The organism is Streptomyces sp. NPDC046931 (assembly GCF_040644655.1).
Lineage (GTDB): Bacteria > Actinomycetota > Actinomycetes > Streptomycetales > Streptomycetaceae > Streptomyces.
Genome location: NZ_JBEYWX010000003.1, coordinates 199,158 through 225,586 on the forward strand (window position 1 = coordinate 199,158; position 26,429 = coordinate 225,586).

Here is a 26,429-nt window from a genome sequence, read left to right on the forward strand (position 1 = left end):
CCATGGGCTCCCGACTCCTCAACATCCAGCGCCGCGCCGCCGAACACGGCCGGCTCCGCACCGGCTACACCCAGGGCAACCGGCCCGTCCGCTCCGCCACCTGGGTCGTCACCTCCCACTCCGAAGAGCACGTCCGCACGGCCGCCAAGCTGTGGGGCGGCGAGCCCGAGTCGTGGAAGCCGCTCAACTCCACGATCGAGCAGTGGCGCGTCATCACCCAGGCGCCCGCCATCGAGGCCCTGATCACGCCCGGGGATCCGCTGAACCAGTACAACGAGCTGTGGTCCGCGGGTGGCTGCCAGCGCCGCTGCGACGGCGAGACGGAACTCCTGTCACGTCAGCCCTGCATCTGCGCCCGCCAGTTCGGCGAGGACTGGCACCAGCAGAAGAAGGGCACCGTCTGCTCCGCCACCTCCCGCCTCAACGTGATGCTCCCCGACCTGTCCGGGATGGGCATGTGGCGGGCCGAGACCCACTCCTTCTACGCCGCATCCGAGTGGGGCGGCATGGTCGACATGGTCCTCGCCGGCACCGACGGCAAGGGCTTCGTTCCGGTGACGCTGCGGATCGAGCCGCGGCAGGTCGTCCGTGAGGGCAAGACGAAGAAGTTCCCGGTCGTCGTGGTCGAGCTGCGCGGGGTGACGCCGCGGCAGGCACTCACCGGTCCGATGACGGCCGCGGTCGCGCTGGACCCGGCCGCTGGCAGCCAGGCTGTGGCAGCGATCGAGGCGGGCCGCCCGGACTACCTCGCTGAAGCCGAAGGATCCCTCACCTCCGACGACGTCCGAGACGTCTGGCGCCGCGCCCGGGCCAACGGCCACGTCGACCCGAAGGGCCAGGACGAACTGTCCAAGCAGCTCATGGCGATCGCCGAGCGCATGGACGCGGAAGCCAACGAACCCGTCGACGCCGAGCTCGTCGACTAGCCCGCACATCGCGAAGGCCGGCCCGCGGGTATCGGGCCGGCCGTTCACCCGACAAGGAAACCACGCCATGAAGGCACTTCCCGAGACCACGCTGCTGGTCTGGTACTGCGGACGCTGCCGCAAGTCCTGCAAGGTGCAGCCGCCGGACCCCGAGCAGGTCGCCTGCAAGTGCGACAGCCCCGTGCCCGGCCTGCGCCCCACCCGCGTCACCGTCATGCACGCGCCGAAGCAGCGGCCCATGCACGCCCTCAGCGACGAGGAAGCCCGACTCCGGGCGCTGGCCCGCAAGGGCACCCGCGTCCGCGTCACGTTCGAGGGCGAGATCGCTGACGCCTGGGAGTGGTCCAACGGCATCTCACGCGGCCTCGACTTCGTCGTCACCAGCCCAGACGGGCGCCGCCACACCGTCAACGGCAAGCAGCCCGGCCTCCGGATCGAGGCCATCACAGACGAGGAGTCCGCGCCGTGACCGCCACCGTGCAGCCCGCCCTCGACGGCAGCGTCCCCAAGTCCCGCACGCAGCAGCGCATCGACGACTACGAGACGTGGGTCGAACTCGTCCGCCCCACCTTCGTCGAGGTCGCCAGCACCGGCCGGCCGTTCCTGTGCTGGAAGGTCGCCCGCGACCACGAACTCCCCGACCCGCCGGACCGCGACCACGACTGGGGCCGGTTCATGGCCTCCCTCCACAAGGACGGCGTCGTCCGCACCGACGGGTTCGGCTACACCCGCGACAAGTCCGCCATACGCCGCTGGCGCGGCACCGCCGCAGCGGTGAAGGGGAGGGCCGCCTGATGGGCCTCGCCTGGATCGTCCCCGCCTGGATCACCGCCGGGGCCCTCATCGCCGCCGCCGGGCTCGTCTACCGGCGCCTCCGCTACGGGAGGCGACCGTGACCCGGCTCATCGACTGGGCCATCGCCCACCCCGCGCCCGCCATCGCGGCCTGGCTCCTCGCCGGGGCCGTCGCCTTCCTCGCCGCCTACTGCGCCATCGGCGCCCTCTGGGACGCCATCGACCAGCGGCGCGTACAGCGCGGCATCCGCGCCCTCGAACGCCACATCCAGAACCCCGCCGTCCGCGCCATGTACCTCGCCCAGCCCCGAAGGGAGAAGCCGTGACCACCGCCGTCCGCGAAGCCCCCCACCACAACAACACCCTGTGCGTGAAGTGGTACGACTGCAAGCTCCCCGACTGCCTGGACCGGTTCAACGCCCGACGGCGCGCCATCCGCGCCGGCATCACCGAGCCCAGCCGCACACTCGTCGACGCCGAACCCATCCGGAAGCACATCCTCGACCTGCAGGAAACCGGACTCACCCCCACCCGCATCGCCCGCCTGGCCGGCCTGTCCCACACCACCATCACCGCCTTCCTCAAAGCCCAGCCCTCCCGCGGCCGGGGCCGCAAGAGGTACACCACCCCCGAAACCGCGGCGAAGATCCTCGCTGTCCGGCCGCTCACCACCGCCGGCACCATGCGCCGCATTCAGGCCCTCGTCGCCGTCGGATGGACCATTCGGAAGATCGCCGACCGTGCGGGTGTCTCCGCCCGCTGGATCGTCGAACTCCGCCCCGAAATCGTCGTCAACGTCGTCAGCGCCGAAAAGATCGCCGCCGCCTACGAGCAGCTGCGCGAGCTCAAGCCCCAAAAGAACGGCGTCTGGCCCGGCCACGCGAAGAGGTCCCGCGAGCGCGCCAGGGCCAACCGGTGGCCCACCCCCAAGTACTGGGCCGACCACATGGACGACATCGACGACCCGCACTTCGAGCCCATGTACGGCGTGACACGCGGCGAGACCCTCGCCGCCGACGCCCGCGAACTCTTCGGCTACGGCGTGTCCGTCAAGCAGGCCGCCGACCGGCTCGGCGTCACCAAGCAGCACCTTCAGCAGGCGCTCCTGCGCCACCCCGAGATCGAAAGGACCGTCGCCTGATGTACCGCCACGACGACACCGCCTTGACGGTGATGGACTGGTTCTGCGGGGCCGGCGGCTCCAGCCAGGGCATGCACTCCATCCCCGGCGTCCGCATGGCCCGCGCGGCGAACCACTGGGAGCGGGCGATCGAGTCGCACGCCGCGAACTTCCCCGAGGTCGACCACTACCGCGGCGACATCCGCGAAGCCCCGGTCGACAAGTGGCCCGTCACGGACATCTTCTGGGCGTCCCCGGAGTGCCCGCAGTGGTCCAACGCCCGCGGCAAGCGCCGTGACTTCGACGCCTCCCTGCAGGGCGACCTTTTCGACGGCTTCGGGCCGTCCGAGGAGGTCGAGCGGTCCCGGGCGCTGATGGAAGAGGTGCCGATGTACCTGCGCGGGGTCATCGCCCGCGGCGGCCTGGTCAAGGCTGGGGTCGTCGAGAACGTCGTCGACGTCCGCGCCTGGGACCAGTGGGACCGCTGGATCGGCGAGATCAAGAAGCTCGGCTACAAGACCCGGGTCATCGCCCTCAACAGCATGCACGCCGACCCGCGCACCGTCCACAAGGCGCCGCAGTCCCGCGACCGCCTGTACGTCGCCTACTGGCACGAGTCCCTCGGCCGGACCCCGGACTGGGACAAGTGGCTCCGGCCGCGCGCCTGGTGCCCGGGCTGCGAGCAGTGGGTGCAGGCCGTGCAGCGGTTCAAGGACCCCGGCCGCGACATGGGCCGCTACCGCCAGCAGTACGTCTACCGCTGCCCCAACACCCGCTGCCGCAACCAGATCGTCGAACCGGAGACGCTCCCGGCCGCCGTCGCGATCGACTGGAACCTGCCCGGGCAGCGCATCGGCGACCGCGCGAAGCCCCTCGCCGAGAAGACGCTGAAGCGGATCGAGGCCGGCCTCCAGAAGTTCGCTCGTCCGATCACCCTGGAGGCGGCGGGCAACACCTTCGAGCGCCGCCCCGGTGTCCGGACGTGGCCCGTTGATGCGCCGATCACCACGCAGACGACTACGGCAACGAAGGCCCTGGCCTACGAGCCCCTGGTCGTCCCGGCGGGCGGCACCTGGCGCAACGACGCGACCAGCGTCGGGGAGCCGATGCCGACCCGCACCACCCGGGAGAACGACGGTCTCGCCATACCGCCGCTCCTCATCCCCGTCGAGGGCCGCGACGGCAAGGAACCCGCGTCCGCGCACGCTCCGCTCCGCACCCAGACCGCACGCAACGAAACCGGGCTCGCCTGGCTGCCGTTCATGATCAAGCTCCGGGGCGGCGGCGACCAAGGCCGGGCACTGTCGGCGTTCGAAGCCCTCGGCACTGTCTCCGCTGACGGCAACCACCACGGCGTCGTCACCCCGCCGCACCTGCCCGCCTTCGTGATGCGCAACAACGGCAGCCAGGGGAACGGCGGCGAGCACTGCACCCCGGCCGACGAGTACTTCCGCACCATGACCACAGCCGGCCACCAGTCGCTCATCACCTGGGAACACCTCCTCGTCCCCTACTACGGAAACGGCACCGCGCGGACCGTCCGGGAGCCCGTCGGCACCCTGTCCACCCGCGACCGGTACGCCCTCGTCCGCGGCGACGTCGACATCAACGACGTGCTGTTCCGCATGCTCGAGCCACACGAGATCGGCCGCGCCATGAGCTTCGCCGACGCCTACATCGTGCTCGGCAACAAGCGGGAGAAGGTCCGCCAGTACGGCAACGCCGTCACCCCGAACTGCGCCGAGGTCATCGTCGCCGCCCTGGTCGAGGCCATCAGCGGCGAGGACATCGAGCGGCACACCCAGCCCGAGACGGCGCTCGCTGCCTAGCCGCCGGCCGCGCGACCGGCCCTGACCAGCAGCACGACAAAGCCCCGCGCGGATGGCGCGGGGCGGGAGGAGAGGAGGAGGAATGCAGCTAGGACTGGGCGAGGTTCCGTGCGGCCAGGAGGTCGCGGACCTCCTCCTCGGCCAGCCGCTTCGGCAGCACAGCCTTCGGCCTGCGCAGATACCAGGCGATGAACTCGCGGATCAGCCGGGACCGCTCCCGGTCGCCCACGAGAGCACCGAAGTCGTCCCAGTCCTCCTTCGGGATCCGGACTGGGCGAGCGGTGGTGTGGGTCTCCTTCGCGGTCATGGCCTGAGCGTAGCGCGTGTGCGTACACGCGCGCCAGATAGAGCGTTGCCGTGTACGTACACGACGGGTAGGCTCGTGTACGTACACGAGAGCGCTAAGTCGCCCTGCTCGTGCAGTCCTTCGCGCCTGCAGATAGCCCCGAATTTCAAGATCAAAGGACACCACCGCATGGCCGTCTCCGAGCGCCCCAGCATGCCCAATCGCAGCCGGAAGGGTGGTGCCTGATGCCCCGCATCCGGACGGTGAAGCCGGAGTTCTGGGAGGACGAGCTCCTCGGCGTCATCCCGCGTGACGCCCGACTGCTCTTCATCGCCACCTTCAACATGGCCGACGACGAGGGGATCCTCCGCTGGACGCCGGCCTACATCAAGGCCCAGGCGTTCATGTACGACGACGACCTCACGATCGGCGACGTCGGCAAGCTCATGCAGTGCCTCACCGACACGGGCCTGGTCTTCCCGTACATCGGCGGGGTGGCTCGCCAGCAGATGGCCGTCGTCGTGAACTTCCGGAAGCACCAGCGGATCAACCGGCCGCAGAAGAGCAAGCTGCCGCCTCCATCGCTGGGCAACTACAAGGTCCGCGAGATGTACGCCCGCCGCGACGGCTGGACCTGCCAGCTGTGCGGCAACGAAATTCCGCGGCTTCCGGTAGCGAACGACTCGCACAACCTTTCCATCGACCACATCAGGCCCGTGGTCGCGGGCGGCACCGACCACCCGTCAAACGTGCGGGCCACGCACCAGGCATGCAACAAGAGCCGCCGCGACACCCCCGACGGGGAGGAGTTCATTCCACCCCGAAGCCTCGCCGGTCTTGAAGCCTCACTGAACGACGCACTGAATCGTTCAGGGAACAGTTCACTGAATGGTTCAGTGAACGAATCTCACGCAAACGTGAACTTCGAGCCTGAGCCGGATACGGACAGTGAGATTTCTTCACTGAACCATTCACTGATGGAAGGGAAAGGAAGGGAAGGGAACAGGGAAAGGAAGGGAACCCCCCAACCCCCGTCGGACTCCAGCTCTCCCGCCGTCGCGCAGACGGGCGAGAGGGCCATCGAAGACCGGATGACCGACGCCTTCCTCGACCGCTTCGCCCGCGGCAACTCCTACAGCCGACGCCAGGTCCGCAAGGTCGTCGCTGACGCTCTCGCCAACGAGACGGATCCCAGCGAGCTGTGGCGAGCCCTCGAGCGCCTCGGCTCCCTCTCGAAGCCCGTGAGCGCCGGAACCCTCCAGTTCGCCTTCTCCGAGATCCGGCAAGCCCAGAACGCCAGCAACGTCATCGCCCTTTCCTCCGGCCAGCCGCTGCCCGGCCTCGACACGAACCTCGCCGGCTGGGCTGCTGTTGCCGCTTCCTTCGACACCGAGGACTCCGCATGAATCCGCGAGAAGCAGCCGAGCTGCTTGGCCACTGCGCCATGTTCGACGGGCGCAAGCCCAGCCAGGGAGCCGCCGTCGCTTGGGCCTCCGCCCTCCACGACGTCCCGCTCGACAACGACGCCAAGGCCGCCGTCGCCGCGTACTACTCCACCCCGCCGAAGGACCCCGACGCGAAGCTGTGGATCCTGCCGCACCACGTTCGCACCCTCCGCTCGAAGCTCCGTTCCAAGCGGCTGGAGAACTTCCAGTACGAGCCGCGCCCGGACGAGACCGTCCGGGAGTACATCGCCCGCTACCGCGGCCAGGTGCAGGCCATCGCTTCCGGCGCCGCGCCCGCACCCACCGGTCCGCTGGCGCTGACGGGCGGCCCACACAAGGACGTGGCCAAGGCCCTCGAGGGCGTCGGCCGCGCCGTTCCGGACTCCGAGGAGGAATCACTCTCCGAGACGGTGCGCCGCTCGGGTCCGCTCGGTGTGGAGTGCCCCGCCTGCAACGCGGCGATAGGCCGGCCGTGCAAGACGCCGGGCGGCAACGACCGGCAGCCGCTCGGGAAGCCGCGCACCAGTCCGCACAGCGCCCGCCTGCGGGCCGCCTCTGGTGAGTCGGAGCTGACGGCAGAGCAGCGGGCCGCGGAGGAACAGCGGGTGCGTGAAGCCTCGCGGCGGGCCCTCGAGCGGATGACCGACGAGGTCGTCGACGCCGAGATCGTCGACGAGGAGGCGTCGTGAGCGCCGACCCGATCCCGTCCGACGACGGCATCCAGCTCGAGGACGTGAAGGCGGTACGCGCCGAGGGCCCCGCCGAGCTCCGCGCCCTGATGCGCTCGCAGATCGCGATCGGCCGTTCCCGCCGCGACGACAAGCCGAAGCGCGCTACCCCGCCCCCGCCGCCCGGTCACCGTCCCGGCGCCTGGCCCACCGGCTCCAGCCCACCCGGCCCGCCACCGGACTGGCAGATCCCCGCCCACGTCTGGGCCGCGGCTGCCCGCCACTACAGCAACGAAGAACACCGCCCCGACCTGCCCTGCGACTGCGGCAACTGCCCGGTCGACACCGAGGAGAACCAGTGACCGACAAGCCCCAAGCGACCATGACGCCCGACGAGCTGGCCCTTGAGCTCTTCACGACCGGCCAATCCATCACTGGCGGACGCAAGGAAGCCGAGCGCCTGCTGCGCCAGATCAAGGCCCGCCACGCCCACCAGCTCGCCGAGACGATCCGCACCACCGACCTTCCCGAGATCCATGTCGACATGTTCGACAACGGCACGCAGTGGGCCGCCAACCTGATCGACCCGGAGGCGACCCGATGACCGCCCGCTACGGCGCACCGATGCCCGAGTCGATCCGCCACGCCCTCCGCGCGAAGGCCGACCCGGCGCGCGGCGTCCCGTGCCCGCACTGCGGGGCCGCCGCCCACCGCCCGTGCCGCCTGCGTTCCACCGGGCTGCTCCTGGCCAAGCCGCACCCGCAGCGCCGCTCCGCCTGGGCGCAACTCTCCGCCTGCTGCCCCGAATGCCAGGTCGAGCCGACCGTGCCCTGCCACGACGAGGGCCGCGCCCGCGGCACCGTCCACGCCCGCCGCTACCAGGAAGCCGAGGAGACCGCCGCGTGACCGCCTACGACCGCCTGATGGCCGAGGTCGTCCCGATCCGGCCCACCAACCCCGCCCGCCAGCCGTGGACGGACGCCGACCGCGACGCCCACTGGGACGCCCTCTGCCACGCCGTCGGCACCCCCGGCGCCTCGAGGCCCCAGCCGGCCGCAGACCGCCCCGCCGCCTGACCGCCCCCCGCCCCGGCCCGTGCTGGCGGCCCGCCGCGCAGCCCACACGCCGCACCAACAACACACCCGACCCAGCCGACCTCCCGAAGGAGCACCGTGAAGATCCCGCCCGAAGTGCTCGCCGCGATACGCGAGCGCGTCGAAACCGACGGCCAGCGCCTCGTCCTGACCGGCCCGCGCATGGACCCGAAGCTGTACCAGCGCGTCAACGAAGTCCTCGAAGCCGTCGGCGGACGCTGGACATCGAACGCGGGCGCCCACCTGTTCCCCGTCGATGCCGCCGTGGCCATCGCCCCGGTGCTCGCCTCCGGGACGGTCGTGACGCTGCGAGAGAAGCGGCAGAGCGCCCAGTACTTCCCGACCCCGAAGCCCGTCGTCGAGCGGCTCCTTGACCTTGCGCGGATCGAGCCGGGAATGGCGGTCCTGGAACCGTCGGCCGGCTCCGGGGCCATCGCCAGCGCAGCGGCAGCCCGAGGCGCCACCATGGACTGCATCGAGCGCGACCCCGGGTACGCCGCTGTACTCGCCGAACAGGGATATGTGCGGGCTCTGACCGTCGCCGACTTCCTGTCGGTGCCGCCGCAGCCCGTGTACGACCGCGTCGTGATGAACCCGCCCTTCACGAAGGGCGCCGACATGGCCCACGTCGAGCACGCGCTGCGCTTCCTGAAGCCGGACGGGCTGCTCGCCTCGGTCATGTCGTGGACGGTCACCCAGCAGTCCCGCGCCACGGCGAAGTTCCGGGCGCTCGTCGAAACCCGCGGCGGCACGGCCGAGGCGGTGGGGGAAAAGGCGTTCGCGGAGTCCGGCACGGACGTGCCCACGGTGCTCGTCACGATCCCCGCCACCCGGCCCGCGGACGCCCAGCCGACGGTCTGGCCCAGCCGGGAGGTTCCCGAGCCGGGGGAGCAGGAGTTCCGGAAGCCGGAGGAGATCCTCGCGGAGATCCGCTCGAACCTCCTCGAGTCCCTGGCCATCTTCGACGACTTGGCGCAGATGCTCGCCGAGCCGCTCCCCAAGACGGAGCAGCGGCCGGCCGAGGTGCTCGGACTGCCCGCGGCGCGCCAAGAACAGCTGTCCATCGACCTTGACGCCACCGCCTGACCGCCGCCCCCGCCTGGGGCTGCACGTTGACCACCGAACGCACCTGGAGGAAACCGATGACCACCGCACCCGGCGCCGAGAGCTTCGGCCACGAGCCGTTCGAGTACGACGGCGCTCTCATCTGCGCCCGCTGCGGCGTCGACTTCGAGGAGCCCATCGCCGACGGCTTTCGGATCGGAACACGCCCCATCCCCTGGCCGTGCACCAGTGCGATCGTCCTCGGCCTCGTCGAGCGCCCCGCCCCGTGATCACGCAGCAGCCCGGGGCTGTCGCAACCAGCCCCGGGCCTTGCCCGCACCGTACCCGACCCGCAAGGAGACCCCGATGACCGACCCGACCATCACCGACCTGCGCCGCGAACTGGAGAAGGCGCGCCTCGCCCTGATCGACGCGCAGTCCCACCTTTCCGCTCACGCCCAGATGAATGCCGCGCTGCACTGCGCGACCGAGGTGTTCTACTCGCCGCTCCACGCCAAGGTGACGGCCGCGATCCAGGGCATCGAGCACGCTCTCGCCCGCACCGACCGGCCGCTGCCGACCCTCGACCACCGCAGCAGCGACGGCGTGTGGGCCTCGCTCGTCGCCGACCTCGACCGCTGCCAGCACGGCCGCCATCAAGGCGACCCGTGCGGTCCCGCTGGCGCCTGCACGGGCACGTCTGCCGGGAACCCCAACCTGCGCCCCGGTCAGGTCATCGGCTACGGGCTGCGCGGCGACCAGATCGTCATGCCTGACCGCGAGCACAAGCACGACCCGGCGGCATGGCGCGCCCGGTCGAACGGCGGCCAGTCGTGACCGCCGTCCCGCGTCCGCCGTTGGTGCGGATCACGGCGCGGACGGCGGAGATCCTGCGCCGCTGCTACCGGGGCGAGATCCCCGCCGACGTCCTGGAGCAGATGGCGGTCCTGAAGGCCACCGCGGACGGCCACCTCGACGCGGGCGGGCGGATCAAGACCGGGAGGCGGCCGTGAAGCGGCTGTCTGCCCGCCGCCGTCAGGTGCTGCGGATGGTTGCGAACGGCTACACGAACGCGCAGATCGGCCGGGAGCTCGACATTCACCCGCGGACCGTCGATCGGCATCTCGCCGAGACCTATGCCGTGTTGGGGGCCCGGGATCGGGCGAATGCGGTGGCGATCGCGTTGGTGGCCGGGCTCCTCGAGGCCGGGGATGTCGGGATGCCGGGGCCGCTGGCGGTCAGTGTGGCGTCTCTGGAGCCCGTAGACGCCCGTCTCGCGGCTTCGGAGCCCGCGCGGGCCGCCCGGGTGACCGGAGGCGCTACGAGGCGCTCAGGGGCGGCGGCGTGAGCCACGACTTCGCTCCGGGTCCCCGCAACCGCAAGGGCCGCCCGCAGCTGACCCCGGAGGCCCGGGCGCTGGCTGACGAGCTGTCCCGCCGGGCCGCGCAGATGTGGGCCGAGTCGGACGGCGAGCTGTCCATCGCGGAGGCGGTGGAGCTGGCCGCGTTCCGGATGGGTGTTGAACTACCTCAAACCGAGACAGAACCTAGGAGTGAGCCGTGAGCCAGGATCAGAACCCCACCGAACAGGGGCCGGAAAAGCCGCTGTACGCCTCTGAGAGCGCCGAAACCCCCGAAGTCGGTACGCGGGCAGGTTGGAACCCCCTCAGCGGGGCTCAGGCGGGCGCTGAGAGCTTCGAGGCCGACACCTGCCGCCCCGTCGAGATCGACGGCGAGACCATCCGCGTGCACGGCGCCAGCGAGATGAGCGAGGAAAGCCGGGCCGCACTCACCGAAGTCATCCGCGCGGCCAAGCGGAGGTACGCGGCCGAGCAGGCCAGGCCAACCGCACGGCAGTTGAGTGCCCGCGCGGTCAACGCCGTCCTGCCCGCGCTGCGAGCGAAGGACGAGTGGCTGCCGTTCTCCGTCCGACGCGCCATCGCCGACGCCGTCCTCGCCGTCGTGCAGCCCGAACTCGACCGGGAGCGGGAGAACTACAAGCGTCTGGCTCTCCGCCTGGACGTTGCGATCGGCCGCGCCGAAGACGCCGAGGCCGCCATCGATCGGGTGCGTGCGCTTGCCACCGACATGCGCGGTTCCTCCGACACTCGATGGCTGGCCGACCAACTCACCGCCGCCCTCCAGCCGCCCGCGCCCGCCCACGACGCCGGGCCCAGCGTCGCCGAATGCGCCGACAACGACCGCGCCCACTGGAACGACAAGTACGCAGGGGAGGGCGCGTGAAGCCCAACGAAGCCCTCGACGAGACACTCCTCGCGGACATCGAGATCTACCCCGTCGGCCTCCTCGCCGACTGGCAGCACTTCGTCCACGCGATCGACCGTAAGGCAGCCCGCCGCGCCCTGCGTGCCGCACTCCGCCGCGAGTGGGATCGCATCAAGGCCCGCAAGTGGCGCGCGGCGAAGAGCTACTTCAACGGCTACCTGGCCGAACACGCCTACGCCGGGAGCCGGTGCGGAACTGGCTGGACGCGGGGCCGCGCGTACCGCGACCTCGCCCGCCACCTGAACAGCGACCCCCGCGACAACACCTGACCCACCGCCCCGCCCGCACCACCGAACGGAGCCCCGCCGTGAACGACACCGCCGCCTGCATCGTCCCCACCTGCCTCCGTGAGATGCGTCCCTGGGAGCAGGAAGCCGCCATGCTCGCCTGTTCGCCCTGCCTGAACACGATGCGCGCCCAGCTCACCGCCATCCCCGCCGCGCTCATCGTCCTCCGCGACGGCTCCATGCAGCGGGAACGCACCGGCGAGCCCGGCCGCACCGGCACCCGCGAGGCGCCCCTCCCGTGCCGGATCGACACCCTCAACCTCATCGGGCCGGCGGCATCCGGCACCGTCCACGACCCCCACGGCGACCAGACCGGGCAGCGACCCCTGGTGGGCGTCCTCGGCGACTGGGTCAGGCTGATCTGCGAAGAGCGCCGCCTCAACGGGCCCGACGCCTGGACGCCGACGGCATTGGCCGGATGGTTGCGGGGGCAGGTCGCGTGGGTGTCGACCCAGCCCTTCGCGGGCGAGTTCGCCAGCGAGCTGCGATCGCTCATGTGGGCGATCCGCGGGATAGCCCGCGTCGAGGTACGCACCCGGGCCGTCAGTCGGCCGTGCCCTGGCTGCGGGTATCTGTCGCTGGCGCGCACGGACCACGACGCCTACACCCGCTGCTCGACCTGCGGCAACGCCTACACCGACGCCGAACTGAACGCCGACGCGGTCGCCCGGTCCGCGGCATGACGAAGGCCCCGACCGGATCGCCGGTCGGGGCCCTCTCGTGTGCGCGGATCAGGCGCGTGACACCTCGATCTCCCCGACAGCCTGCTTCACAACGTCTATCGGATCACCGAGGGATGTCAGGTCAAACCACTCGCCGCGCACGCGGTATGCGGCGAAATGGACGTGCAGATCGCTTTCGTAGTTCCCGGCCACGGACCACAGCAGGTGGAGTTCCATCGGCTGGCCTGTCTGATGCTCCTTCAGTCGGCGCATCGGGTCTTTCGCGATGCCAATCTTCACCAGGTGGGTGCCGTCGGCTGCGACCAGGTAGGTGTGCGGCTTGGGAGCAGTCGCCTTCGGCTTTGGCGGTCGGGGAGGGGCGGCGACAGGGGCGGGCTGCCCATGCTCAGGCGCCGGCTGCGCGTCTTCCGGATACGGGATGCCCTCGCGGGCGTAAGCCCACCTCCGGAATTCCTCGGTCATCGGCTTGCGGACCTTTGACCAGTCGGTCCGGGACCAGAGCCACTGCTCCTTGAACCACCAGGCTGGCCGATCGAGCGTGTCCTTGAACTCGGGCACGACTTCCAGGTGATTGGTCAATGCACTTCCTTCCATTTATTCGGGCACCCGGCTGTACTTGGCGATCGTCTTCTGGTTGGTGGACGAGTCCTGGAGGCGCAGCTCCCAGGGCCCGGTATTGACGTCCATGTCCTTGCCGAAGCCGACCCACTTGCCGGCCATACGGGTGCCGGTCGGTTCGATCAGCATCTGGATGGCACCGTGGTAGCGGGCGCCGCGGTAGTAGCCGTCGGTGGCGGTCTGCTCCACCCATGTGCCGGTGATGACGCTGCCGTCCACCGTGAGGTCCATCGTCAGCGGAGAGTTCGGGTTCGACGACGCTTCCGGTAGCGAGCGCACGGTGAGTCGGTTGCCGTGCTGGAGGATGACGACGTAGTGCATGCCGATGAAGCTGTCGTCCCGGCCGCTGGAGAAGTACTCGTACCGCGACAGCCAGACGCCGCTGTAGTTGGCGCGGGGTGAGGCCGCCGGGGTGGGGCCGGGGACTGGCGCGGCGACACCAGCTGTCGAGGGGTGGACGTCGTGGCCGCCTGCGCCGTCCTCGGCGACCCTGGCCATCGCGGGGGAGGCGAAGCCGAGAGTGTCGATCGGCATGCCGGTGACCGCCTCAAGAGCGCGGGCGTATCGGGGGCTGGGGGCGGCGATGGCTCCGGACTCCCAGCGTTGAACGAGTCGCTTGCTTGGCTCGATCGGGCATCCGGCGCGCTCGCCGGCCTCTCGGAGTGCGGTGGCGAAGTCGTCCTGACTGAGCATCATGGAGATGCGAACCGCCCGGAGCGTGGAGTTAGGGGTGGTCATGCACTCACGGTAGCGGGATGTCGCCGAGATGTCGCCTCAGATGTCGTCGCGCCCGCCGCTGAATGGGTGTCACCTTGTAGGCATGAACCGGACTCGGTTACCGACCTTTGGCGATTTGCTCAGCCCGCGAGCCCGACATGCCGAGCAGCTCGCCGACCTCGCGCCACGGCCTGCCCGGCTTGAGTTCGCTGACCGCAGCCCGTTCCAGCTCTCGGGCCTTTCGATCGCCGACCGCCAGGACCTCGCGGAGTTCGCGGGCCGCATGGAAGCGCTCGATGGCGTCGGAGATCTGTGCGAGTCGTCCCGTCTCGGACTCGATGGTGGAGGTGAGCGCTTCTGTCATGCACGTAGCGTAGGGGCCATTTGGCGCCACTTCAAGACTCCTCTTGACACCCCCGCTCGTGGCGCTACAAGATGTCTCTTGAAGCCGACGGGGCTCCACCCCCGGAAAGCCTCACTGCCGCTCCACCGGCACCCACAAACGAAGACGGCCCCGGCGCAGCGACTCCACTCGCTGACCGAGGCCTAACCGATCAGGTACCTGCTAGGGAGACCCTGATGGCTACACCGAAGCTTACCGGCGCGTCCGACCGCGCCGACCACCCCCTCACCGACCGCCACATCGTCCCGGCGCTGGTGGACGGCCAGACCGTCTACCTCGAGTGCCCGACGTGGTGCACGATCGATCATGTCCACGAGTCCCAGAAGTTCCTGGAGGACGTCTGGCACTCCGGGACCTTCGCCGACCTGGAGGCGCCGCGGCGCGGTAACACGCCCAGCCTCCTCGCCTACGCCCGGCTCGGCATCGACCCGTTCAGCCGCGACGAGGCGATGCGCCGGCCGTTCATCTTCGTCGAGGACGGCTCCAGCGCCGAAGGCTCCTACATGGACGCCGAGCACGCCGAGCAGTTCGCCGACAACCTCGTCGCCTTCGCGGAGAAGATCCGCTCCATGGCGACGGCGATGCGAGGTGCGGCATGAGCACCCCCACCGCCTCGTTGCCCCCGGCCGCCCGCACCGCGATGCGCCGCCTGGAGCTGGCGCTCACCCCGTCGATCCCGGCGGTCGTGATCCGTGCCGTCACCCAGTACGAGACCGCGGCCGTGCACGCCAAGGAGCTGGCCGCCGTCGCCGCGTCCGGCCAAATGACGGACCTGGACGCCGATAGCCTCGCCGCCACCGAAGACCTGATGGCCGCCTCCAAAGACACGCTCGCCGCCGCCGACTGGCTGGCGACCGGCTACCTGCGGACCAGCGCCCGGTACGGCGAGTACGAGGCCTGGCTCACCCACGGCCGTCTGCTCGCCGACCGCCTCGGCCTCGCCGGTGACGCCCACGCGAAGCGGCAGCAGTTGCCCGGAGCAGCGCGCGCCGTGGCCGCCGTCGTCGACCAGATGCACCTGGGTGAGCAGTCGTGACCATCGCGACTCCTCGGATGCCGGTCGAGTTCTCCGACGACCTGGACCGTGCCCTGTACCGGGAGACCACCCGCCAGGTCCCGGACGCTGAGCGTGCCACCTGCCCCCTGCACCTGGACTGGCGGTCGCACTGCCGCGGCCTGCACGTCCAGCGCCCCGCGGCCTGAGCCGCACCCATACCGCCGTGCCGGCGGCATCCATCCATCCCCCGTCAGCCGCCGGCACGGCCCCCCCTTCCACCCGGATTGACCAGCCGAGGAGTACTGCCATGCCCGAGAACACCGTCGTCGCCCTGTTCGCCGAGTACGGGGCCGCCCTCGCGGACGGCCGCCGCGACGTCGCCGACCTGATCCGCGACCACGCCGAGGCCATCGACCCGACCCTGGTCGACGAGCTCGACGGCTTCGACTACCCGGCCGCCGCCTGAACCGCCGCGCCTGGCGGTGTCCACCCCCAGCCCCGCCGGGCGCGACCACCAGAGCACCCCATCCATCGAGAGGACTCGCATGTTCGGCAAGAGCCATCACGTCACCGTCATGCCCGCCCGAGGCGGCCGCAAGTACCAGTGGGTGTGCCGCTGCGGCGCGAAGGGCTGGGAGGTCGACAGCTCCTACGAGGCGCAGCGGCAGGGCGAGGAGCACAAGGCCAAGGCCGACCGCTGACCGGCTGCCCGCGGCGCGCGTCCCCGGACGTGCGCCAAGGAGAACCGGCGCAGCAACACCCCACCGTCCATCCGACCCGAGAGAGGTCGCCATGCTCCGCACCGTCTTCTGGTCGCTCTTCGCGGCTTACTTGATTGCCGTCGGGATCTGGCACGGCGCCGACGCCCCCGTCTCGCTCGGGTTCGCCGGCCTCGGCCACCTCATCGGCCTGGTCCCCAAGCCCGTCTGGGCGCTCGCCGCAGGAGCCGTCTGGCTCTGGCACCGCCGTACCGCCCCCCAGCCCGCCACCGCCTGAGGAGACCGCCATGCGCTTCATCGCCCACCGTGTCGGCCGCCAGCATCAGGCGACCATCGACCGGGTGCACGCCGCCGTCGATGCGGCCGTCGACATCGTCGAGCGTGAGATCCGCGGCTGCGTCGGGCCGCTCGAGGTGGCCGTGTCCAACACATCCGACATGTGGCGGATGGTCGTCGACGCCCACCGGCCCATGTTCGGCCGCCAGAACGCCCGGCTGTGGCAGCGGCACGAAGGCCACGCGTTCGGCACCACCACGATCACCCCGGGCGGCGTGCTGGTCGTCATCAACGCCCAGACCTGCCGGGGCCGAGGTATCGAGATCGACAAGACGCTGCTGCACGAGCTGACCCACGCCGTGCAGTTCAACCGGCCCGGCGCCCGCGCCCTGATCATGCGGAGCCTCGCCAACAACTACGGCATCACGCCCATGACCGAAGCCGAGGCCAAGGCCGCGAACCGGCAGGTCGACGCCGAGGAGCGTGAAGCCGAGCGCATGGAACGCCACCACCGCCTGCTCGCCCAGAGCATCGCCTGAACCCCGAGAGGACACCGATCACCGTGAGCAGCTGGTTCGAGGAGCGTCGCGCCGACAAGGCGGAAGACGCCAAGCAGCGGCGCCTCGATGAGGACCATCGGGCCAAGCTGCGTCGGGAAGAACGTCGCGCAGACCGCGAAGAGCAGCGGGAGGTCAAGGCCCAGAAGCGTCGCGACAAGGCGCAGCGCCGACAGGCCCGCGCCGCCCGCCGGGAGAAGCAGCTCACCCCCGGCAACGTGTACCGCAAGGGCACCCTGGCCTTGGTCGCCGCGTCCGCGCTCGCGTCGCTGCCGGCGCAGGTCATGCACTTCGTCAGGGTCTCCCTGATGCTGCTGCCGCTGCCGTTCGCCCTGGAGGGCGCGGCCTGGGTGATGGCCGCGGGCGTGGCCTACGCGGATGAGCGGAAGCTGCCCGGATGGGTGCGGTGGCTGCTGCGGGCCCTATCCATGGGCGCGGCCGGGTACGCCGCCCACATCAACTACACCTACGGCGCCCAGACGAACGCCTCGGTGGCGTGGGGTCTGGCCGGGGTCACCGTGATGGGCCCGCTCGTGTTCGAGATCCGGCAGTGGGTCAGCACCCTGTCCGCCGCCGCCGTCGACCCGAAGAAGCGGGCTGAGGCGAAGGCGCGGGCGAAGCACGAGCGGCGGCGGTACAGCCATCACAAGGACGTTGTGAAGCTGGCCTGGAAGCTGGTGTCCGCAGCCCCCTACGGGGAGCTCGCCTTCGAGGAGGCGTTCGCGTCCGCGTGGGAGATCAAGCACGGCACGCGCACGCCCGGGATGACGCCTGAGTTGCACGGCCAGGCGCACGCCTCGCGGAAGGCTCTCGCTGCCGCGCTCGACGCCGCGAACGGCTCCCCGATAAGCACGCGCGGGCGCCTCCTGGAACTACTCCACCCGGCCCCTGTAAGCAGCCTCCAGGCGCCTGGATCTTCGCAGGCCACGTCCCAAATCCCCCCGGGCTCCGAGAGGGCCTCCAACGGGGCGCAGAAGACGTCCGCGAAGAGCCCTCGAATGAAGCCCGTCCCGCCCGTCCGCCGCAAGGGCGACACGGCCCCCTACCACCAGGCCGCCAAAGTCGCCGCCGCGCACACCGCCCGCAAGCACACCGTCAACGGCCACCACCACTAGGAGCACCCGATGGCCACCCCGCTGACCGACGAGCGCCCGCCGCTGACGCTCGTCACGCACACCGCCGAGCCGGTCGTCTTCAAGGCCCCCGTCGAGGCGGGCCGCCCGGCCTGGATCGAGTCCGCCCGCACCGTCGCCGACCGCACCAACCGCGTCGCCCAGTTGGCCCTGCTGCCGCACACCGTCCGCGGCTACCGGCAGCTCGGCCGCCGCTGGCTCAACCGCTACCGCGACGACTACCCGCAGCTGATCGCGTCCACCGACCGGGCCATCCGCGAAGCCGACGGCGACGTCGTCCTCGAGGGCCGGCTGAAGGAACGCCGTGCGGAGCTACGGGCCGAGTACCGGCGGCACCGCAAGATCTACGCGGGCAAGACTGCTGGGGTGGCCGGGGCGGTCGCCGGGGGAGTGGGCTTCGGCGCCGTCACCGGCAGCCTGTGGCTTGACCTGCTCGCCGGTATCAGCGCCTGGGGGCTCGGCGCTTTCCACGGCCGCGACCGCAGCGAGCTCACCGCGGAGACGGTGCTCGGGCTGCCCGCTGACGAGACGGTCCGCGGTCACGGCTCCGTCACCCTGGACGATCTGCCGGAGGGAGCCAAGCCGTTCCCGATCCGCCGCGCCGAGACCCCGCAGCAGGCCGCGGTTTGTGTGCTGCTCGCGATGGTCGCCGAGGGCGTCCCGGTGGTTGAGGTGTGGGACATGGAGCGGCAGCCGTGGGGCTGGCAGTGCAAGGTCCGCGTCGGTGAAGGCACCCCCGAGGCCATCATCGCGAAGGCCGGCGGCTTGGAGACTCGGTTCGATCTGCCCACCAACGGCGTCCGGCCGCAGCCCATGGTCGAACGCCGCGCCTGCGCCATCCTCCGCCTGGTCGAGGGCAACCCGTTCGCGACCGCGCCCGGCATGCCCTACCGGGCGCCCAAGTCGATCAGCATCACCGACAAGTCCCGGCTCGCCACCTCGGTCGGCGGCGACCCGCTGCAGGCTGCGCTCGCCGGAGTCATGGGCCTCGTCGTCGCCGCATCCGGTGGCGGCAAGACCGGCATGCTGCAGGCCATTGGCGAGGTCACCACCGCCTGCTACGACAACATCACCGTCGACCTCGACCCGCACGGCGACGGCCTCGAAGACCTCTACGACGCCGTCCGCGTGACCGGCCGCAGCCACCAGCAGATCGAGAACGTCCTGCTGTTCTTCCTGATGCTGTCCAAGGGCCGCGCCCGGCTGCGGGCCAAGCTCGGCATGGGCAAGAAGTGGCAGATCAGCAAGGAGCACCCGCACTTCACGGTCATCTTCGACGAGTTCCCGAAGGGCTCCGAGCTCGCCAAGCGGCTCGCGTTCGAACTCCTCCTCGTCGGCCGGAAGGAGGCCGTCACGCTGATCATCGCCTCGCAGGGCGGCACCAAGCTGTACCTCGGCGAGAACATCGCCCAGATGATCGCCCTCAAGGCCGTCGGCCCGTGCAAGGTCGGCGACACCCGCGCGGTCTTCGGCGACGGGGCCGTCGCCGAAGGCTGGCTGCCGCACAAGCTGTCCCCGGCCACCGACACCGACCCCAAGGACGCCGGCCACGTCTACCTCCAGGGCGTGCCCGGCATGGCCGACGAGCCGATCGAGTACGCCATCCACGCGACCCCGTCCGACACGCTCCGCAAGCTCGCCGCCGAACGGCGCGACGCCGGACTGGTCGAACCCGACCAGGACAGCCTGCGCGCCATGACCGAAGTCGACCTGCCCGACCTGGGCATGCCGCTGCCGAAGCTCCTCACCTGGGAGCAGCTGCTGCGTCTGTGCGGCGCCGACCCGGCCGAGGGCATGACGGTTGACGGGGCCGCGCGCACGATCGTCGAGGACGCGGTCGCCGTCATGGAGAAGGCGGGCGTCGACCGGATGAAGACCGAGACGCTGCTGCTGGCGCTGCGCGACTTCGACCCGGACGCCTACCTGGCGGTGACCGTGGACGAGTTGAAGGCCCGCCTCAAGGAGGCCGGCGCTGGTTCCCCGGAGACGCTCGGTCGGATCGGGGAGGAGCAGAATCCGCGCGGCTTCAAGCTCGCCAAGCTCACCGCCCTGCTGTGACCGTTACGCGAACTATGTACCCCTGATCAGGGCCTGCTCAGCCCTGATCAGGTAGCAAAGCCGCAGGTCACAGCCGCTCAGCCCGCCGCGCACGGCCTGCTCACCGGCTGCTCTGAGCAGCCCCTGATCAGACCCCAGAGCAGCCCTGACCTGCACATTCACCCGCTGATCACCCTTGAGCGGCGGGAACAAACCACCACAACACCGACAGGAGATCATCATGGCCGGACGCAGCTGGGAACCCACCCGCAAGGGCGCCAAGGAACTCAACCGCTGGCTCACCAAAGGCGCCACCGTCTACACGATCAACAACATGGCGACCAACCTCGCCCCCTACGAGGACGCCCAGACCTACTCGGCTCACACCTTCGACCGCCGCTCGATGATCAGCGGCGAGTGGATGACGGGCCACCTGTCCGCCTCCGGGCTCCTCGGCCAGTGCGGCACCGTCTACGAGCGCCCGCCCGCCGGGATGCGCGACATCGCCACCCCCGGACGCCAGTACGCCGCCCCCACCTCGCAGAGCGTCCTCGACCGGCTGGCGAGCGAGGACCGCCCCAAGACCAGGGCCCGCAGCCGCCGATAGCAACCCGCAGAAGGACACCGCCATGGAAAACGAATGCATCCTCTGCGACGCGCCCGGCGGCTACCCGTACTGCAACGAGGACTGCCGCGAAGCCGACAACCCCGACCCCGACGACGATTCCTGCATCATCGCCGGCCAGTAGCTCAGCCGGGGCGCCCCTCGAATGCCTGGAAGCGACCAGGGGCGCCCCTGGTCGCTTCCACCGACCGCGCATCAGCGCAGAAGGCAGCCCCTACATGACCACGCTCACCCGCGCGCCTGCAACCCGGCCGCCCGACCTCACCCTCGACGAGCGGCTCGCCCTCGCCAGCCTCGCCATGGATGAGCGGTGCACGCTCGCGGTCCTCGCCGTCGATGTGAACTCAGCGCACATCCCGGCCGAGCCCCTCCCCGAGATCACCGTCCCGTACCTGCCGCAGACCGTGGTCCCGGCGCCGTACACCACCCCGCTCGCCGCCCTGCTGCACCGGGCCCGCATCCGGCTCGAGACCGACGGCTGGACTCGCGACGCCCTCGTCGACGAGCAGGGGCAACGCTGCCCGATCGGCGCCATCCGGGTCGAGGCGAGCAGCAGGCGGCAGGCTGACGACGCGTGCGTGCTGCTGCTCGAAGCGATCCGCCGGGACTTCGCCGACGAGACCATCCCGGCCTGGAACGCCCGGCAGACCGGCGCCGCGCCTGTCCTCCTCTACCTCGGGCGGGCCGCCGAACTCGGCCACGCGCGCGGGCTCTAGGCGGACACAGCGGGGCCCCGACCGCCTTCTTCGGTCGGGGCCTTCGCGTTGGGTGCGGGTACGGCCCGTGCGATCCACCGGTCGCCGGCCACCTGGGCGGGCAGCATGACGGGCACGAACCCGGCCTCCACCAGTTGCGCGAGGCCTTCGACGCACTCGTCGCGGGAGTCTGCCTGCACACCGAAACGGATCGCCATACCCGCAGTGTGGCCCGCGCGGTGGGGAAGCGGGGCGGGAACGGGCGAATCAGACCTCGTCAGCCTGAGCCTTCTTGAGGCGTTCCGCTCGTTCCCGGTAGCGCTCGTCGGGTTCGATGCCAGCGTCCCGGGCCATCTTGCGGACGTGGGCGCCGGTCCATCCGGAGGCTTTGGCTACCTCGGTCGGCTTGAGGTGGCCTTCGCGGAGGGCGGCGAGGACGAGGTCCCGAAGGTCGTCGCTGGACTTCTTGAGGCGGTCGGCGTCGCGCTGTCGGCGGGTGCCAGCTGCTGCGATCTCCTCGAGCGTGGGTGGCTCGGTGTGCGGGCTCGGATTCATGGCATCAATGTATCGCAACAGGCTTGCGGTGCCTACGCCTCAGGAGTACTGTCTGAGTCATCGCAAGCGCAACAGGGCATCGCTAGCAAGTTGCGGTGCAAAGCAAGGGGGACCCGTTGATCCGCACCAACCGCCACCGCCGCGCCACGCTGAAGGCCCGCACCCGCACCCAGCGCGCCGCCTCCCGCATCCGCCGCAACGGTGCCGGCACCCTCGCCTCCCACGCCATGGCCGCCGGACTCGCCCCACGCGAAGCCCGCTCCGTCGCCGGCACCCTCCGCAAGAAGGCCAAGGAGCTCGGCATCACCGGCCAGACCGCCCGCATCCACGCTGGCCGCCACATGCGAGACGACTGCCGCCGGTACACCCCCGCCCAGGTCGCCCGCATCGCCATCGCCTACAAGCCCCGCAAGCCGGCCTACAAGGTCGTCGCCGCCCGCCTCGCCCTCGCCGCGTAAGGAGGTCCAGCCGTGATCCGCGAGTCTCGCTTCCTGATCTCCCGCCAGCCCTACGCCGTCGACCTGAACAGCCTGAACGGCACCCTCAAGGCCACCATGACCACCCCGGTCTACGTGGGCACGATCGACGCCGTCTGGTTCCGCCGCCGCAAGGGCGCCGTCGTCGCCTGCATCGGCCAGTTGTGGGACTTCCAGTCGGTCGAGCCCGCCGACGCCGCCGAGTTCCTCGCCCGCCTCACCGACGGCCGGACCGGCGGACGCTGCCACGGCCGCTGGAACGGTCGCTCCTACTGGGCCGAGGACGGGCACCGCGAGGAGCGGGAAGGCCACTTGGCGATCCTGCGCCCGATGCTCGCCGACTATCCCGCCCTGCCGGACGGCTACGACGGCTGGTGGACGTTCCATGGAGGTACCCGATGACCGCCTCGCTCCCGCCCGCCGCCCAGCCGCTCCCCGAGTGGGAGGAGACCCCGGCCGAAGCCGCGCGCGCCGACGACCGTTACTGGGATCTCGACCGCGACTGGCCCACCGAGCCCGACGACCCGTCCGACCACTACAACTACTAGGAGCGGCTATGCGTGTCGCCCACCCGCTCGTCGTAACCGACACCGAGGACGGCCGGGGTCTCGACTGGACGCATCCTGCTGACTGCCCGGACGGGGAGCGGTGCGAGATCCTCACCCGCGCCAACACCGCCCCCGCCGGCTACATGACCGGCCTCGCCGACGGACTCCCGCCCGGCGTCTACCTGCTCGGCCTGTTCTGGGACACCGGGCTCTGCCTCCTCGACCAGCACGGGCAGACGATCCAGACCGAACAAACCGCCGCCTGACCACCCAACACGACAGGATGGACCACGTGACTGACATCCGGCCCGCGCAGGGCACCCACTTCTGGTTCATGTCCCTCATCGTGCCTTCGCCTGTCGGGTTCGATAGCTACAGGCGCTGCGGCCACTTCACCCCGGACCCTGGCATGACCCGCCACGATGCCTTCGAACTCCTGCTGGCCGCAGTAAAGGAACAATCGCCCGAACTGCGAACGCACGCTGTTGTGATCTCCTTCGACGTCCAGCCCAACCAGCTCTGACCCCACAGCAACCCGAAGGGCCCGATCCCTCGCCACCCAGTGGGGATCGGGGCCTTCGCCCTGCGCGCGCACCTCAGTCCATGAACGAGCCGTCCGCCCGCCGCTGGTGCCGGGACTGCAGGTGCTTGCACTGCGGGCAGTGCGACATGCCGCCCCGCTTCACCACCCACGAGATCCCGCACGTCATCAGATGCATGAACCCGACACCCAGGTTCTGCCCGAGCCGGGTGAGCCCCGGCATCGTGCACGTCTGACAGTCTCTGCAGCCCCCAGCCATCACGGCCCCCTCCTGTGTAACGGAGACCCGATGCTAAAGCCACAGACGTGATCTGGCGCCTCGTCGGTTGAATCTCGCCCCGAACGGTTACCGCCTGCGGCCCTTCGCCTGCTGGGTCTTGGCCGCCTTGCGGGCCATGAGGGACCGTCCGGCGCGCGTGCGGCCCTCGTTTGAGATCTCCGCCGCCTTGGTCTTCGACATGCCCTTGCGACGTAGGGCCCTGTAGACGTTCCAGCGCGACCGATAGACGAAGCCCCAGCGGCCTCCGCGGTCCGAGACCATCACTTGCCCCTGCGGGCGGCGGCCCTGTGGCCGGCCTTGGCCATGGCGGTCATCTTCGCGGCGCCGAACTTTTTGCGGCCGGCGGCGGCTGCGACGGCGTTGGGGTTCTTCGCACCGGACTTGCGGGCGCTGGCCGCGACTGCGGCGAATCGCTTGCCGGTTCCGAGCTTGGGCGTCTTCTTCTTCGCTGCCATGTCTTCCATGCTGCTCCTGTGGCAGACGTTCCGGTAGGGGAGTGGGCGACTAATCAGCCCGGATGTCCTACGATTTGAAGGTGATAGGCGTGTGAAGCTGAGGAATCAACGGGAGGCGTGGTGGCGCGACGAGGGGGACCCAAGCCGTACACCCGCATCAACAAGGCCGCCCGCGCCGACCTCATCGCCCTCGTCTTCGACCTCCGCATCCAAGGCCTCTCCTACCGCGCCATCGAAGCCCTCACCGCCGACCCCAACGGGCCCACCGGCGGCGAACGCATCCCCTTCAGCACAGCCTGCGAACTAGCCGAAGAGGAGTACGCGCGCCGTATCGACCCCAAGGTCGACGAATACCGGGCCCTCGAACTCGCCCGCCTCGAAGCCACCCTCGAACGCCTCCACAACATGGAGCAATCCGTGCGTGAGGTGATGGGCCGCAAGCACATCACCGTCAACAACGGCCGGGTCATCCGCGCACTCAACCCCGACACCGGCGAGGAAGAGCCCGTCGAGGACGACACGTTCGTCCTCCAGGCCGTCGACCGGCTCACCCGCATCGAGGAGTCCCGGCGCCGCACCAGCGAATCCATCCGCAGGCTCCTCGGCCTCGACATGCCCGTCAAGGTCGACTACACCGTCACCGAGACCACCCAGCAGGACATCGCCCTGCAGGAGATGGTCGCGGAGATGCGCGCCAAAAACGCCGCCGTCGCCGAAGGGTTGCGCGCGGAGCGGGAGCAGGGCGAGTGACCACCGCCGTCACCCAGGCCCGGATCGCCGACCCCTACGACCCGGCCGCGAACGCCGACACGTTCGACTTCCCCGCCTGGGTCACCGGCATCGACGCGCGCCTCCTCGATGGAAGCGAGCAATACCGCGAAGCCCGCATCGAAGCCACCCGCTACGACCCCCTACTCTTCGCCGTCCTCTACTGCCTGCACCACCTACGCGACCCCGAGGGAAACGTCACCTTCGCCGACGCCCACCTCGAATGGGTGCGCCTCGCCCGCCAGTGGGCCATCCCGCCGTCAGCGCCGATGGAACAGCGGGACGCCTTCCTTGCACCCCGGGACACCGGCAAGAGCACGTGGATGCTGTTCATCCTGCCGCTGTGGGCCGCCGCGCACGGCCACGTCAAGTTCGCCGCCGTGTTCGCCGACTCCGGCCCGCAGGCCGAGATGCACCTCGGCACGTTCCGTAAAGAGGTGGATGAGAACCCCGCCCTGAAGCGGGACTTCCCCAAGCTGTGCACCGCGGGCCGGCGTCCGTCCGGCGCCTCCGAGTCCGACGCCAAGCACATGGTCATCCGGGCGAGCGGGTTCATCTTCGCCGCCAAGGGCATCGACGCGTCGAGCCTCGGCATGAAGGTCGGGCAGCAGCGGCCCGACCTCCTACTGCTAGACGATGTGGAGCCGGATGAGGCGTCGTACTCGGCGTACCAGGCTGACAAGCGTCTGAAGACGATCACGGACGCGATCCTGCCGTTGAACATTTACGCCCGCGTTGTGCTGTCCGGGACGGTAACGATGCCGGGGAGTGTCACGCACCAGTTGGTCAAGTGGGGCAAGGGGGAGCGGACCGAGGCGAATGAGTGGGTGGGGGAGCAGCAGTTCCGCGTCCACCACCACCTGCCCATCATTCGCGACGACTCCGGCCGCGAACGGTCGATGTGGCCGTCAAAGTGGCCCATCGGCTTCCTGACGAAGATCCAGCACACTCGCAGCTATCGCAAAAACTACTTGAACGATCCGATGGCCGCCGACGGTGCCTACTGGTCCGAAACCGACTTCACCTACGGCACGTTCCCCACGGCCCGCACCTACCTGTCCGTTGACGGGGCCGTCACCACCAAGAAGAAGAGCGACTTCACCGGCCTGTCCGTGGTCAGCTGGGCGCCCGCCCAGGAGGGGAAGCCGGCGCGCTGCCTGGTCAAGTTCGCGCAGCGCGTCAAGCTCAAGGGCGACCCGCTACGCAACCGCGCGCTGCAGATCCTGGACTCCTTCCCGGAGATCGGGGCGATCCTTGTCGAGGGCAACCAGGGCCAGGAGCTGTGGCACGAGGTCTTCCATCACATGCCGGTGAAGGTCGTCATCTTCTCCAACAGTGAGAAGAAGGAAGCACGAGCCGAACGTCTCCTCAACCTGTACCAGTTGATCCCGACGCGGGTGGTGCACGCCGAGCCGTTGCCTGATCTGGAGGAGGAGATGGTCGGGTTCCCGAAGGCGCCGAACGACGATCTCGTCGACAGCGTCGGGAACGCCGTCCTGCGGTTCCTGAAGCCGCCGCCGCGGAAGGCGCCGCCGTCGGCCGCTAGCGCAAGCTACGTCTAGCTCCTG

Annotated in this window: 48 protein-coding genes; 39 read left to right on the plus strand and 9 right to left on the minus strand. The window is 70.2% G+C overall.

Annotated features, from left to right (window positions below; genetic code table 11):
• Positions 1–2 precede the first annotated feature (2 nt).
• From ABZ876_RS08140 to ABZ876_RS08165, 6 genes are all read left to right on the plus strand, one after another.
• Positions 3–926 (plus strand): hypothetical protein, encoded by a 924-nt coding sequence (locus ABZ876_RS08140; RefSeq protein ID WP_361776142.1) that lies wholly within the window; start codon positions 3–5, stop codon positions 924–926.
• 67 nt (positions 927–993) lie between these two features.
• Entirely contained in the window at positions 994–1,395 is a 402-nt protein-coding gene (locus ABZ876_RS08145; RefSeq protein ID WP_361776145.1) for a hypothetical protein, read from the plus strand.
• Positions 1,392–1,721, plus strand: coding sequence for a hypothetical protein (locus ABZ876_RS08150; protein WP_361776148.1), 330 nt, complete (start codon positions 1,392–1,394; stop codon positions 1,719–1,721). Before ABZ876_RS08145 ends, ABZ876_RS08150 begins: the two co-directional genes overlap by 4 nt.
• A 97-nt stretch (positions 1,722–1,818) precedes the next feature.
• Entirely contained in the window at positions 1,819–2,046 is a 228-nt protein-coding gene (locus ABZ876_RS08155) for a hypothetical protein (RefSeq protein ID WP_361776151.1), read from the plus strand.
• Complete coding sequence (locus tag ABZ876_RS08160; protein ID WP_361776154.1) at positions 2,043–2,861, plus strand: hypothetical protein; 819 nt, start codon at positions 2,043–2,045, stop codon at positions 2,859–2,861. Before ABZ876_RS08155 ends, ABZ876_RS08160 begins: the two co-directional genes overlap by 4 nt.
• Entirely contained in the window at positions 2,861–4,669 is a 1,809-nt protein-coding gene (locus tag ABZ876_RS08165) for a DNA cytosine methyltransferase (RefSeq protein WP_361776157.1), read from the plus strand. Before ABZ876_RS08160 ends, ABZ876_RS08165 begins: the two co-directional genes overlap by 1 nt.
• 88 nt (positions 4,670–4,757) lie before the next feature.
• On the opposite strand, the gene ABZ876_RS08170 is transcribed toward ABZ876_RS08165, so the two are convergent.
• Positions 4,758–4,976, minus strand: coding sequence for a hypothetical protein (locus ABZ876_RS08170; RefSeq protein ID WP_361776160.1), 219 nt, complete (start codon positions 4,974–4,976; stop codon positions 4,758–4,760).
• Between the two features lie 242 nt (positions 4,977–5,218).
• Between ABZ876_RS08170 and ABZ876_RS08175 the strand changes: the two genes are divergently transcribed.
• The 15 genes from ABZ876_RS08175 (at position 5,219) to ABZ876_RS08245 (ending at position 12,461) form a co-directional block, all read left to right on the plus strand.
• Positions 5,219–6,361, plus strand: coding sequence for an HNH endonuclease signature motif containing protein (locus ABZ876_RS08175; RefSeq protein WP_361776162.1), 1,143 nt, complete (start codon positions 5,219–5,221; stop codon positions 6,359–6,361).
• On the plus strand, positions 6,358–7,089 hold the full coding sequence (locus ABZ876_RS08180) for a hypothetical protein (RefSeq protein ID WP_361776165.1): 732 nt from the start codon (positions 6,358–6,360) through the stop codon (positions 7,087–7,089). The genes ABZ876_RS08175 and ABZ876_RS08180 overlap by 4 nt, the downstream gene beginning before the upstream one ends.
• A complete protein-coding gene (locus ABZ876_RS08185) occupies positions 7,086–7,430 on the plus strand; it encodes a hypothetical protein (RefSeq protein WP_361776168.1) in 345 nt (114 codons plus the stop codon). The genes ABZ876_RS08180 and ABZ876_RS08185 overlap by 4 nt, the downstream gene beginning before the upstream one ends.
• Entirely contained in the window at positions 7,427–7,672 is a 246-nt protein-coding gene (locus ABZ876_RS08190; RefSeq protein WP_361776171.1) for a hypothetical protein, read from the plus strand. Before ABZ876_RS08185 ends, ABZ876_RS08190 begins: the two co-directional genes overlap by 4 nt.
• On the plus strand, positions 7,669–7,974 hold the full coding sequence (locus tag ABZ876_RS08195) for a hypothetical protein (RefSeq protein ID WP_361776174.1): 306 nt from the start codon (positions 7,669–7,671) through the stop codon (positions 7,972–7,974). The genes ABZ876_RS08190 and ABZ876_RS08195 overlap by 4 nt, the downstream gene beginning before the upstream one ends.
• Complete coding sequence (locus ABZ876_RS08200; RefSeq protein WP_361776177.1) at positions 7,971–8,144, plus strand: hypothetical protein; 174 nt, start codon at positions 7,971–7,973, stop codon at positions 8,142–8,144. The genes ABZ876_RS08195 and ABZ876_RS08200 overlap by 4 nt, the downstream gene beginning before the upstream one ends.
• A 96-nt stretch (positions 8,145–8,240) precedes the next feature.
• On the plus strand, positions 8,241–9,248 hold the full coding sequence (locus ABZ876_RS08205) for a class I SAM-dependent methyltransferase (protein WP_361776180.1): 1,008 nt from the start codon (positions 8,241–8,243) through the stop codon (positions 9,246–9,248).
• Between the two features lie 56 nt (positions 9,249–9,304).
• Positions 9,305–9,496 (plus strand): hypothetical protein, encoded by a 192-nt coding sequence (locus ABZ876_RS08210; protein WP_361776183.1) that lies wholly within the window; start codon positions 9,305–9,307, stop codon positions 9,494–9,496.
• A 76-nt stretch (positions 9,497–9,572) separates the two neighbouring features.
• A complete protein-coding gene (locus ABZ876_RS08215; protein ID WP_361776186.1) occupies positions 9,573–10,043 on the plus strand; it encodes a hypothetical protein in 471 nt (156 codons plus the stop codon).
• Positions 10,040–10,219: a hypothetical protein gene (locus ABZ876_RS08220; protein WP_361776189.1), complete on the plus strand. Its 180-nt coding sequence runs from the start codon at positions 10,040–10,042 to the stop codon at positions 10,217–10,219. The genes ABZ876_RS08215 and ABZ876_RS08220 overlap by 4 nt, the downstream gene beginning before the upstream one ends.
• Positions 10,216–10,554, plus strand: coding sequence for a helix-turn-helix transcriptional regulator (locus ABZ876_RS08225; RefSeq protein ID WP_361776191.1), 339 nt, complete (start codon positions 10,216–10,218; stop codon positions 10,552–10,554). Before ABZ876_RS08220 ends, ABZ876_RS08225 begins: the two co-directional genes overlap by 4 nt.
• The gene (locus ABZ876_RS08230; RefSeq protein ID WP_361776194.1) at positions 10,551–10,769 is read left to right on the plus strand and encodes a hypothetical protein; all 219 of its coding nucleotides are present in this window, start codon (positions 10,551–10,553) and stop codon (positions 10,767–10,769) included. The genes ABZ876_RS08225 and ABZ876_RS08230 overlap by 4 nt, the downstream gene beginning before the upstream one ends.
• Positions 10,766–11,449: a hypothetical protein gene (locus ABZ876_RS08235; RefSeq protein WP_361776197.1), complete on the plus strand. Its 684-nt coding sequence runs from the start codon at positions 10,766–10,768 to the stop codon at positions 11,447–11,449. The genes ABZ876_RS08230 and ABZ876_RS08235 overlap by 4 nt, the downstream gene beginning before the upstream one ends.
• Positions 11,446–11,760 carry a hypothetical protein gene (locus ABZ876_RS08240; protein WP_361776200.1) on the plus strand — a complete coding sequence of 105 codons (315 nt, stop codon included), beginning with the start codon at positions 11,446–11,448 and terminating at the stop codon, positions 11,758–11,760. The genes ABZ876_RS08235 and ABZ876_RS08240 overlap by 4 nt, the downstream gene beginning before the upstream one ends.
• Before the next feature lie 38 nt (positions 11,761–11,798).
• Positions 11,799–12,461, plus strand: coding sequence for a hypothetical protein (locus ABZ876_RS08245; RefSeq protein ID WP_361776203.1), 663 nt, complete (start codon positions 11,799–11,801; stop codon positions 12,459–12,461).
• A gap of 48 nt (positions 12,462–12,509) precedes the next feature.
• On the opposite strand, the gene ABZ876_RS08250 is transcribed toward ABZ876_RS08245, so the two are convergent.
• The 3 genes from ABZ876_RS08250 to ABZ876_RS08260 form a co-directional block, all read right to left on the minus strand.
• A complete protein-coding gene (locus ABZ876_RS08250; protein WP_361776206.1) occupies positions 12,510–13,040 on the minus strand; it encodes a GIY-YIG nuclease family protein in 531 nt (176 codons plus the stop codon).
• 15 nt (positions 13,041–13,055) lie between these two features.
• Positions 13,056–13,817 carry an XRE family transcriptional regulator gene (locus ABZ876_RS08255; RefSeq protein WP_361776209.1) on the minus strand — a complete coding sequence of 254 codons (762 nt, stop codon included), beginning with the start codon at positions 13,815–13,817 and terminating at the stop codon, positions 13,056–13,058.
• A gap of 97 nt (positions 13,818–13,914) precedes the next feature.
• A complete protein-coding gene (locus ABZ876_RS08260) occupies positions 13,915–14,160 on the minus strand; it encodes a hypothetical protein (RefSeq protein WP_361776212.1) in 246 nt (81 codons plus the stop codon).
• Between the two features lie 215 nt (positions 14,161–14,375).
• On the opposite strand from ABZ876_RS08260, the gene ABZ876_RS08265 reads away from it, so the two are divergent.
• The 11 genes from ABZ876_RS08265 (at position 14,376) to ABZ876_RS08315 (ending at position 21,259) form a co-directional block, all read left to right on the plus strand.
• Positions 14,376–14,798 (plus strand): hypothetical protein, encoded by a 423-nt coding sequence (locus tag ABZ876_RS08265; protein WP_361776215.1) that lies wholly within the window; start codon positions 14,376–14,378, stop codon positions 14,796–14,798.
• A complete protein-coding gene (locus ABZ876_RS08270; RefSeq protein ID WP_361776218.1) occupies positions 14,795–15,235 on the plus strand; it encodes a hypothetical protein in 441 nt (146 codons plus the stop codon). The genes ABZ876_RS08265 and ABZ876_RS08270 overlap by 4 nt, the downstream gene beginning before the upstream one ends.
• Positions 15,232–15,402 carry a hypothetical protein gene (locus ABZ876_RS08275; RefSeq protein WP_361776221.1) on the plus strand — a complete coding sequence of 57 codons (171 nt, stop codon included), beginning with the start codon at positions 15,232–15,234 and terminating at the stop codon, positions 15,400–15,402. Before ABZ876_RS08270 ends, ABZ876_RS08275 begins: the two co-directional genes overlap by 4 nt.
• A gap of 101 nt (positions 15,403–15,503) precedes the next feature.
• Positions 15,504–15,662, plus strand: a complete 159-nt coding sequence (locus ABZ876_RS08280) for a hypothetical protein (protein ID WP_361776224.1) — start codon at positions 15,504–15,506, stop codon at positions 15,660–15,662.
• A gap of 79 nt (positions 15,663–15,741) precedes the next feature.
• On the plus strand, positions 15,742–15,897 hold the full coding sequence (locus ABZ876_RS08285) for a hypothetical protein (RefSeq protein WP_361776226.1): 156 nt from the start codon (positions 15,742–15,744) through the stop codon (positions 15,895–15,897).
• A gap of 91 nt (positions 15,898–15,988) precedes the next feature.
• The gene (locus ABZ876_RS08290) at positions 15,989–16,192 is read left to right on the plus strand and encodes a hypothetical protein (protein WP_361776229.1); all 204 of its coding nucleotides are present in this window, start codon (positions 15,989–15,991) and stop codon (positions 16,190–16,192) included.
• A gap of 10 nt (positions 16,193–16,202) precedes the next feature.
• Entirely contained in the window at positions 16,203–16,730 is a 528-nt protein-coding gene (locus ABZ876_RS08295) for a hypothetical protein (RefSeq protein WP_361776232.1), read from the plus strand.
• A 23-nt stretch (positions 16,731–16,753) separates the two neighbouring features.
• Positions 16,754–17,863 carry a hypothetical protein gene (locus tag ABZ876_RS08300; protein WP_361776235.1) on the plus strand — a complete coding sequence of 370 codons (1,110 nt, stop codon included), beginning with the start codon at positions 16,754–16,756 and terminating at the stop codon, positions 17,861–17,863.
• 9 nt (positions 17,864–17,872) lie between these two features.
• Positions 17,873–19,939 carry a hypothetical protein gene (locus ABZ876_RS08305; protein WP_361776237.1) on the plus strand — a complete coding sequence of 689 codons (2,067 nt, stop codon included), beginning with the start codon at positions 17,873–17,875 and terminating at the stop codon, positions 19,937–19,939.
• A gap of 220 nt (positions 19,940–20,159) precedes the next feature.
• Entirely contained in the window at positions 20,160–20,525 is a 366-nt protein-coding gene (locus ABZ876_RS08310) for a hypothetical protein (protein WP_361776240.1), read from the plus strand.
• Positions 20,526–20,761: 236 nt separating this feature from the next.
• A complete protein-coding gene (locus ABZ876_RS08315) occupies positions 20,762–21,259 on the plus strand; it encodes a hypothetical protein (protein ID WP_361776243.1) in 498 nt (165 codons plus the stop codon).
• Here ABZ876_RS08315 and ABZ876_RS08320 read toward each other — a convergent pair.
• Both ABZ876_RS08320 and ABZ876_RS08325 read right to left on the minus strand, forming a co-directional pair.
• Complete coding sequence (locus tag ABZ876_RS08320) at positions 21,256–21,456, minus strand: hypothetical protein (RefSeq protein WP_361776246.1); 201 nt, start codon at positions 21,454–21,456, stop codon at positions 21,256–21,258. The two genes, ABZ876_RS08315 and ABZ876_RS08320, sit on opposite strands and share 4 nt — an antisense overlap.
• A 49-nt stretch (positions 21,457–21,505) precedes the next feature.
• The gene (locus ABZ876_RS08325) at positions 21,506–21,793 is read right to left on the minus strand and encodes a hypothetical protein (RefSeq protein WP_361776249.1); all 288 of its coding nucleotides are present in this window, start codon (positions 21,791–21,793) and stop codon (positions 21,506–21,508) included.
• Between the two features lie 95 nt (positions 21,794–21,888).
• Here ABZ876_RS08325 and ABZ876_RS08330 point away from each other — a divergent pair, with 95 nt between their 5' ends.
• From ABZ876_RS08330 to ABZ876_RS08350, 5 genes are read left to right on the plus strand one after another with little or no spacing between them, the layout of a single operon-like run.
• Positions 21,889–22,251, plus strand: coding sequence for a hypothetical protein (locus ABZ876_RS08330; RefSeq protein ID WP_361776252.1), 363 nt, complete (start codon positions 21,889–21,891; stop codon positions 22,249–22,251).
• A gap of 12 nt (positions 22,252–22,263) precedes the next feature.
• Positions 22,264–22,671 (plus strand): hypothetical protein, encoded by a 408-nt coding sequence (locus ABZ876_RS08335; RefSeq protein ID WP_361776255.1) that lies wholly within the window; start codon positions 22,264–22,266, stop codon positions 22,669–22,671.
• Positions 22,668–22,817 carry a hypothetical protein gene (locus ABZ876_RS08340; protein WP_361776258.1) on the plus strand — a complete coding sequence of 50 codons (150 nt, stop codon included), beginning with the start codon at positions 22,668–22,670 and terminating at the stop codon, positions 22,815–22,817. Before ABZ876_RS08335 ends, ABZ876_RS08340 begins: the two co-directional genes overlap by 4 nt.
• 8 nt (positions 22,818–22,825) lie before the next feature.
• Entirely contained in the window at positions 22,826–23,083 is a 258-nt protein-coding gene (locus tag ABZ876_RS08345; RefSeq protein ID WP_361776261.1) for a hypothetical protein, read from the plus strand.
• Positions 23,084–23,109: 26 nt separating this feature from the next.
• Positions 23,110–23,340 carry a hypothetical protein gene (locus ABZ876_RS08350; protein WP_361776263.1) on the plus strand — a complete coding sequence of 77 codons (231 nt, stop codon included), beginning with the start codon at positions 23,110–23,112 and terminating at the stop codon, positions 23,338–23,340.
• 73 nt (positions 23,341–23,413) lie between these two features.
• Here ABZ876_RS08350 and ABZ876_RS08355 read toward each other — a convergent pair whose 3' ends face one another.
• From ABZ876_RS08355 to ABZ876_RS08365, 3 genes are all read right to left on the minus strand, one after another.
• On the minus strand, positions 23,414–23,581 hold the full coding sequence (locus tag ABZ876_RS08355) for a hypothetical protein (protein ID WP_361776266.1): 168 nt from the start codon (positions 23,579–23,581) through the stop codon (positions 23,414–23,416).
• Positions 23,582–23,704: 123 nt separating this feature from the next.
• Positions 23,705–23,899 carry a hypothetical protein gene (locus ABZ876_RS08360; RefSeq protein WP_361776269.1) on the minus strand — a complete coding sequence of 65 codons (195 nt, stop codon included), beginning with the start codon at positions 23,897–23,899 and terminating at the stop codon, positions 23,705–23,707.
• Positions 23,899–24,102, minus strand: a complete 204-nt coding sequence (locus tag ABZ876_RS08365) for a hypothetical protein (RefSeq protein ID WP_361776272.1) — start codon at positions 24,100–24,102, stop codon at positions 23,899–23,901. The genes ABZ876_RS08360 and ABZ876_RS08365 overlap by 1 nt, the downstream gene beginning before the upstream one ends.
• Before the next feature lie 111 nt (positions 24,103–24,213).
• Here ABZ876_RS08365 and ABZ876_RS08370 point away from each other — a divergent pair, with 111 nt between their 5' ends.
• On the plus strand, positions 24,214–24,843 hold the full coding sequence (locus tag ABZ876_RS08370; RefSeq protein ID WP_361776274.1) for a hypothetical protein: 630 nt from the start codon (positions 24,214–24,216) through the stop codon (positions 24,841–24,843).
• On the plus strand, positions 24,840–26,423 hold the full coding sequence (locus tag ABZ876_RS08375; protein WP_361776277.1) for a hypothetical protein: 1,584 nt from the start codon (positions 24,840–24,842) through the stop codon (positions 26,421–26,423). Before ABZ876_RS08370 ends, ABZ876_RS08375 begins: the two co-directional genes overlap by 4 nt.
• Positions 26,424–26,429: the final 6 nt, after the last annotated feature.